This window comes from Mesorhizobium sp. P3_A9, from assembly GCF_056402975.1.
This window is the reverse complement of the sequence record NZ_JBFUGJ010000313.1, coordinates 1-6,868: the sequence shown is the minus strand read 5'-3', so window position 1 is coordinate 6,868 and position 6,868 is coordinate 1. Positions and strand designations below refer to the sequence as shown.

8 protein-coding genes are annotated in these 6,868 nt (G+C 62.3%); 5 read left to right on the top strand and 3 right to left on the bottom strand.

All coding sequences use genetic code 11. The annotated features are described in order from the left end of the window. The 5 genes from AC1DX0_RS28225 to AC1DX0_RS28205 form a co-directional block, all read left to right on the top strand. The coding region (locus tag AC1DX0_RS28225) for a glycosyltransferase family 2 protein (protein ID WP_477357683.1) at positions 1-594 on the top strand (594 nt) is incomplete at its 5' end. Then, positions 591-1,481 carry a glycosyltransferase gene (locus tag AC1DX0_RS28220; RefSeq protein WP_477219224.1) on the top strand — a complete coding sequence of 297 codons (891 nt, stop codon included), beginning with the start codon at positions 591-593 and terminating at the stop codon, positions 1,479-1,481. The genes AC1DX0_RS28225 and AC1DX0_RS28220, both read left to right, overlap by 4 nt. Beyond that, on the top strand, positions 1,472-2,218 hold the full coding sequence (locus tag AC1DX0_RS28215; RefSeq protein ID WP_477219225.1) for a glycosyltransferase family 2 protein: 747 nt from the start codon (positions 1,472-1,474) through the stop codon (positions 2,216-2,218). The genes AC1DX0_RS28220 and AC1DX0_RS28215 overlap by 10 nt, the downstream gene beginning before the upstream one ends. Beyond that, positions 2,215-3,117, top strand: a complete 903-nt coding sequence (locus AC1DX0_RS28210; protein ID WP_477219226.1) for a glycosyltransferase family 2 protein — start codon at positions 2,215-2,217, stop codon at positions 3,115-3,117. The genes AC1DX0_RS28215 and AC1DX0_RS28210 overlap by 4 nt, the downstream gene beginning before the upstream one ends. Before the next feature lie 90 nt (positions 3,118-3,207). Further along, positions 3,208-4,041 (top strand): GyrI-like domain-containing protein, encoded by an 834-nt coding sequence (locus AC1DX0_RS28205; protein WP_477219227.1) that lies wholly within the window; start codon positions 3,208-3,210, stop codon positions 4,039-4,041. A gap of 7 nt (positions 4,042-4,048) precedes the next feature. Here the strand turns inward: AC1DX0_RS28205 and AC1DX0_RS28200 are convergent, their stop codons facing one another. From AC1DX0_RS28200 to AC1DX0_RS28190, 3 genes are all read right to left on the bottom strand, one after another. Then, positions 4,049-4,999: a bifunctional helix-turn-helix transcriptional regulator/GNAT family N-acetyltransferase gene (locus tag AC1DX0_RS28200; protein WP_477219228.1), complete on the bottom strand. Its 951-nt coding sequence runs from the start codon at positions 4,997-4,999 to the stop codon at positions 4,049-4,051. Positions 5,000-5,059: 60 nt separating this feature from the next. Next, positions 5,060-6,205, bottom strand: a complete 1,146-nt coding sequence (locus AC1DX0_RS28195) for an alanine racemase (protein ID WP_477219229.1) — start codon at positions 6,203-6,205, stop codon at positions 5,060-5,062. Further along, positions 6,202-6,868 (bottom strand): D-arabinono-1,4-lactone oxidase (locus tag AC1DX0_RS28190; protein WP_477357680.1); only part of this gene is annotated, 667 nt, incomplete at its 5' end. The genes AC1DX0_RS28195 and AC1DX0_RS28190, both read right to left, overlap by 4 nt.

The window sequence follows — 6,868 nt, the reverse complement described above, 5'->3', positions numbered from 1 at the left end:
AACCCGGACTGCGTCCTGACATCGACCGCAGTCGAGACGGCACTCTCGATGCTTTCCCAAAAACCCGATGCGATGATCGTTCCGGACTATGTCGACTGGCATGGCGAAGTCACACCCGGTCGCCAGCCCGGCTATTCCCGGCTCAAGCTGACAGCCGACCTTCTTGACAATAATGGCATGGCGAAATGGGCTCGGCGCCTGAGGTGTCTCCCATTTTATCACAACCATAACTGGAGCTGGCCGCTCGCGGCCGCTCTTTTCGTTCGACGAGAGACCTTTCGTGCTATCGGCGGTTTCGATGAGAGATACTTTTGCTACATGGAAGATGTCGCAGTGGGATTTGAAATGGCACGGCGTGGGCTCGAAATCGTCGAACTGGAACATGTGCTGCCGCATCTCGGTCGGTACGGCGCGGATATCCCGATCTCCGTCAGGATCTCGTTGATCGACAATGCGCGGCTCAAGTTCGCGCGGCTGCATTATGGCCGTGCCTTTGCGGCTACGCTTCGCGGTCTGCGATGGGTTCTCCATCGCCGCCTCGGTATCAGGGACGCGCTGCGCCGAAAACGGTGGCGTGCGCTGGAAAGCCGATGAACTACTATGTTCTGCCCGGGGTCGGCATATATGGCGGCATCAAGGTTGGCTTCCAGTTCGCCCAGTTGCTGACGGACGCCGGCGTGCCGATGGCGGTCGCGACCCCTGGCAACCTTGCGCCTTCATGGTTCCGATGCAGTCAGCCTGTGGTGGACAGGCAGCAGGTCGTCGCGAATGCCGGGAAGAGCGATACGCTCATCTTCTCATTGCCGCACGACTATCCCGAGTTGAAGGCAACTGGGGCGCGGCTGATCTTCCACTGTCAAGGTACCGATCCCCTGATCAACCCGATTCTGCACGACAGGGATGTCACAGTGCTGACGTGTTGGGAACAAGCGACGAATTACGCAATGTCCGTCGCCCGGCGCGTTTCGATCGATGTCGGCATATCGATCTCCGACGCTTTCTTCCATGACGGATCTCCCAAGGACGAACGGTGCGCAGCCTTCATGCCGCGCAGAGGCGCCGCGATAGCCCAATCGGCGATGAAGCATGTGCGCTCCCTCCGCTTCCTGCCGATTGACGGCGATAGTGAAGATATCTGCGCCAAAAGTCTTAAGCGCTCCGGGTTCTTCCTGGGCACGGCAGTGGCTGAAGGCTTCGGACTGCCGGCGCTCGAGGCGATGGCGGCAGGCTGCGTTGTAGTATCGGTTCCAGTCGTCGGCGGGATGGAGTATCTCAGACATGGGCACACTGCGTGCATCGCCGAGCCGATAGAACTGCCAGCCGCGCTTGCCGAAATCAGCAAGCAAGGCGCAGGCTCGCGGCGTGCCGCCCTGCGCGACGGCGGCGCGGCGATGGCATCCCGTTACCGCATCGCGGTTCAGAGAAAGAAACTGCGATCTGCCATGGAGGCGGGCTTGAAGGACGCCTTGTCATGGAGCTAAGCGTTATCGTTCCTTCATGGGGCCTGACCGCGCTGCTGCGAAGTTGCTTGCTGCAGCTTGAGCATGCCTTGGCGAGGACACAGCTTGGCAAGACCTGTGTCGTCGTCGTCGACAATGGCTCCGCCATACCCTACCTCGCCGATGATCTGGCACCGCCGCACGTGCGGATCGTCAGGCTGGACCTGAGGCATTCCTTCTCGGCAGCCTGCAATCGCGGCGCCCGCGAGATTGAAGCCACACGGTACCTCTTCCTCAACAATGACGTGCTTCTGCATCCGGACGCCCTGGTGGAGATGCTTGAGATCTTCCGTGACCACAAGGTTGGCATCTGCGGCACCAGGCTAGTCTTGCCCGACGACACGATCCAGCATTGTGGCGTGCGGTTTGACGCCGGAGAACGTGGCCCCTATCACCAGGATCATGGCAAGCGAAGCGCGATCGTCAACCGGGCGACGACTTTCCCGCAGGCCGTTACGGCGGCGGCCCTGATGATCGACCATGCGGCCTTCGACGCCTTGAACGGTTTCGACGAGACATTCCCTTTCGGCTATGAGGATGTCGATCTCTGTCTTCGGGCACGGCAGTTGGGAATCCGCATCGCATGTGGCCAGCGCAGGGATTCACTGCATCTGGAATCGACATCGGACCGGCGGCCCGACCGCCACAAGGCCTCGCGCAACCTGTTCTTCGAGCGCTGGCGCGGGCGCTACACCATAGACGGAGACGAGAGCGGGTGACGCAGGCAAACGAGATATCGCTGATCGTCCATACGCGGGATTCGGCACGGACCTTGCCCCGGCTGCTGGCGACCACCGCCTGGGCAGCGGAGCGCATCATCGTCGACATGCAAAGCGGCGATACCACCGTCGAGATCGCACGTTCCGCCGGCTGCCGGGTGCTGAGTTGTGCCATCGTCGATGCCGTCGACGCAATCCGCAATCAATACCTGCCGCAGGCGCAAAACGACTGGGTGCTTGTGCTGGATTCCGACGAGTATCTCGCTGACGACGCATATGAGGCGCTGCGAGGCCTTGTGCGCGACCATGGCGAAAGCACCGACGCCTTTGCGTTGCCGAGGTTCAACTCCGTCGCCGGCCAGGTCATGCGCGGTTCCGGCTTTTACCCCGATCACCAGATACGGTTTTTCCGCAAGGGGACTGTCGCCTGGCAACCAGGCCATCATCGCATGCCGCAGGTTCTGACCGGTGCCAAGCGTCTTCGTCGACTGGATGCGCCGAACTGCCTCCACATCCACCACGAGAACTACGTCGACATCGCCTCGTTCATTGCCCGGCAGGCGCGCTATGCGCTGAGCGATTCCTACGACCCCAATCCCGACAATTTCGATTTCGGCACCTATGTCGCCGAGGCCTATGCGGAGTTCGAACGGCGCCATGAGCCTGCCGAGGATGGTGAACTTTCCACCGCAGTGGCAACCGTGCTTGCCTGGGACCGGATCATGCGCGGGCTGATCCACTGGGAACGGCTGGGGCGCCAACAGCCACTCAACTCGGCCTTCTCCCTGCCGATCGTGCCAATTGCGCAAAGGCGCAAGCCATCACAATTCGGATTGCGCCATCTGCCGCGCGAGATCGGGCGCTGGCTTCGCCGGTTGTTCCAGCGTCGGCGGCGCTAGTCGGCATCACTTTGCGCGCTGCGCAATTTCGATCAAACTGGCCGCGTGCGGAGGCGGCAGTATGATCCGGCCGATGCGCGAAGGAGCCCCATGAACCCGACCGAGAAGGCGCTGTGGTTTGTCGAGAGCCATCTGCCGGAGGCGATATCGCTTGACGATGTCGCGCAAAGCAGCGGGGTGTCGCGTTTCCATGTGACACGCGCCTTCGGCGCCGCCACTGGCCGCTCGGTCATGGGTTATGCGCGGGCGCGGCGCCTGAGCGAGGCGGCGCGCAGACTGGCCGGCGGGGCGCCCGATATCCTCTCGGTGGCGCTCGACGCCGGCTACAACTCGCATGAGGCTTTCACCCGGGCCTTCCGCGACCAGTTCGGCACCACGCCGGAACTGGTGCGCGCGCAAGGTTCGACCAAGACCCTCGACCTCGTGGAGCCTATCCTGATGGACCAGTCCTTTCTCACCAACCTCGAACCACCACGCTTCGAGACCAGCCGGCCGTTCCTGATCGCCGGGCTCGGCGAACGCTACAGCTGCGAAACCAGCGCCGCCATTCCAATGCAGTGGCAGCGCTTCGGCCCTTACATCGGCAATATTCCGGGCGAGACCGGCGACGTTGCCTATGGCGTCTGCGTCAATGGCGACGATGCCGGCAATTTCGATTACATCGCCGGCGTCGAGGTATCGGACTTCTCCGACCTTCCCAGGGAATTCAGCCGGGTGCGCATACCTGCTCAGAAGTATGCGGTGTTTTCGCATCGCGAGCACATCTCGGCCATCCGCCGCACCGTCAACACGATCTGGAACAAATGGCTGCCGGCCTCCGGGCACGAAATAGCGGACGCACCGGAATTCGAACGCTATGGCCCGGAGTTCGATCCGCACAGCGGCAATGGCGGGCTGGAGATCTGGATACCGGTGAAGGCTTAGCGGGAGGTCACAATTCCAAGTCCCAGTTCTGGCCAACCAGATCCCTGCCGAAGGAATGGTGCGGCTCCTCCTCGATCAGTTTGAAGCCGGCGGCCTGGTAGATGTGCCGGGCGGCGGCCAGGATGTCGTTGGTCCACAAGGTCAGCGTCTTGTAACCCTTGGCGCGGGCAAAGCCGATGCATTCCTCGACCAGCCGCTTGCCGATGCCGAGGCCGCGCGCCGAAGGTTCGACATAGAGCAGGCGCAGCTTCGCCACCTGATCCGACTTGCGCACGACGAAGACCGAGCCGACGACCTCGCCATCGCGCTCGGCGATCCAGCTGCGCTCCCATTTCGGATCGAAGGATTTGACGAAGGCCGCGAGGATTTCGGCGACCAGCGCCTCATAGGTTTCGTCCCAGCCATAGTCCTGCGCGTAGAGCATGCCTTGCCGGCGGGTGATCCAGCCGATGTCGCCGACCTGCAGCGGCCGCAACAGATAGGGGATTCTTGGCTCGGCGCTTTCGTCGAGCAGAGCCTGGACCGTGCGCATGGATTTCACCAGCCGGTCCTGTTCCGATGCGGGCAGYCGGTCGAGCAGCGTCGCGACCTGGTCGTGCGAATCCTGGTTCAACGGCGCAAAGGCATTCCTGCCCGCCGGCGTCAGCGCAATCGACGATTGCCGGGCGTCCGAAACCAGCGTCGACCTCGAGATCAGGTGAAGGCGTTCGAACTTCTTCAGCAGACGGCTGACATAACCGGCATCGAGACCGAGATCGCGTCCAAGGTCGGTCGCGGTCAGACCGTCACGGTTCGCCAGTTCGTAGAGCACGCGCGCCTCGGTCAGGGAGAAGGCGCTTTTCAGCAGCCCTTCGTCAAGCAGCCCGATCTGGCGGGTGTAGAAGCGGTTGAACGCCCTGACCGCATCGATCAGCTGCTTGTTGGGCGCATTGTTGCTGGGCTGATGGTGGATCGTCATGGGCATCTCCTGTTCGCACAGAATTGACCATTTAGTTGACTGAGTCAACTACCTGAAGGATCACATCATCGGCAACACCGGCCAGCGATCGACGAGCCTGCCGCCGGAAAACACCGCAATCGGCCCGAATTGCTGCAGCACGGCCTCGCTTTGCGTCGGTCGCAGGAACGCATAATCGCCGGGCTTGGCGGCGCTGTCGGCGGGCAGGCCCATGAATTGCTGGTTGGAAGACAGGCCGAGCAGGCCGTTCGTCTTCATGCCATCGGGAAAGACCGGCTCGGCCATCCATTTGCCGCCATAGAGATAGCAGCCCTTGCGAGGAAACCGGCCGAGCGCCTGCAGCAGGCGGGAAACGGCCGGCGGTCCCGGCAGCATCGGCTCGACCACCTTCAGGATCGGCGTCGCGATAAAGGCTGCCGGCTGGAAACCTTCGAGACCAGCTGTGTCGAAATCGCTGGGCAGCACGAAGGCCGAACCCATCGACACTTCATTGGCAGCGCCACCGTGATGAAGCAGCGCAGTCTTGCTGCCACCGATGTTGAGAATCCTTCGCTGGTCGGTGCCGAGGCGCGCAATGAAAGCGGCGGCCCGTTCCGAGGCTTGCGCCAACGCCTGGGCCGCCCCGCCGAACAGGCCGGGAATATGCGGCGCATGCGCCTCATAGGCCATGACGCCTTCGCAGCGCAGCCCTTTGTGCGCCGGCAGCATCTTCAACGCCTGCGACAAAGCCTCCGGTTCAGCGAACCCGCCGCGATGCAGACCGACATCGATTTCCAAGGCGATGCGCAGGTCGATGCCGAGTTCGGCAGCGAGAGCGCCATATTCCGCCAGCCTCTGCTGCGTATCGATCAGCCAGCAGACACGCGACCAGTCGGCGTCACCCTTCACCAGCGCCGCCCTTGCCGCCTCGACCGGCATCGGCTTGCCGTACAACAGATCCGCATCCGGAAACGCCTTCAGCACCGCCGCGCTGATCGGTGGATGGAAAGTCATGAAGCGATCGGTTCCGAGCGTCTTGCCGATATGCGAAAGCAGCGGCAGGCAAGCGAGCGACTTGTCAACCAGCCGCACGGCAAGACTGGGGTCCACCCTCTCCTTCACCTGGGCAATGTTGCCATCCAGCCGATCGAGGTCGAGCAGCAGGCAGGGCTGGAAGATGCCGGCTTGCTTCAATGCACCCGAAAGCGAGGCGAAATAAGCCTTCATTGTTCGATGCCGAACAGCCCAGCCATATAGGGCGAGACGAAGCGGTTTTGCGGATCGATGTCGCGGCGCACCGCCATGGCATCGTCCCAGCGCGGGTATAGCTTCTTGAAGTCCGCCGCCTTCAGGCTGTGCATCTTGCCCCAATGCGGCCGGCCGCCATATCTGCGGAAGATCGGCTCGGCCGCCTGCATGAACGGCAGCGGATCGCTCGCCGCATCATGGTGGATGGCGATCGAACAGGTAGGCCTGTTGTAGAAGGGCGAGAGCCAGAACTGATCGGCCGCGACGCTGCGCACCTCCATCGGGAAATAGACTTCGGGAAAGCGCTTTTCGGTCAGCTCGATGATTTCGGCCAGCGCCGTTGGCCCTTCCTCGAATGGAAGGTGATATTCCATCTCGTTGAATTTGGTCTGGCGGTCGCTGGCATAGACGTTGAGCCAATCCTGCACATAATCCTCGGAGGGCACTTTCGCGACAGCGCCCAGGATCAGCCGCCGGCGCAGCGACGGCAGCCAGGCAAGCCCGGTGCGCAGCCGACGCAGCGTGAGCAAGGAGCCTTCATCATCCTCGGTCGGGCGCGTGGTGGTCGCCTCGGTGCTGAAGTCGCTGGCGATGAACTGCGCATAGCCCGAGAACGGAATGTAGTAGAATTCGGCCGAGCGG

Bases quoted from the DNA above. Each gene is read 5' to 3' on its own strand.
- AC1DX0_RS28195 (WP_477219229.1), bottom strand. From the start codon at position 6,205: ATGAAGGCTTATTTCGCCTCGCTTTCGGGTGCATTGAAGCAAGCCGGC.
- AC1DX0_RS28205 (WP_477219227.1), top strand. From the start codon at position 3,208: ATGAACCCGACCGAGAAGGCGCTGTGGTTTGTCGAGAGCCATCTGCCG.
- AC1DX0_RS28215 (WP_477219225.1), top strand. From the start codon at position 1,472: ATGGAGCTAAGCGTTATCGTTCCTTCATGGGGCCTGACCGCGCTGCTG.
- AC1DX0_RS28220 (WP_477219224.1), top strand. From the start codon at position 591: ATGAACTACTATGTTCTGCCCGGGGTCGGCATATATGGCGGCATCAAG.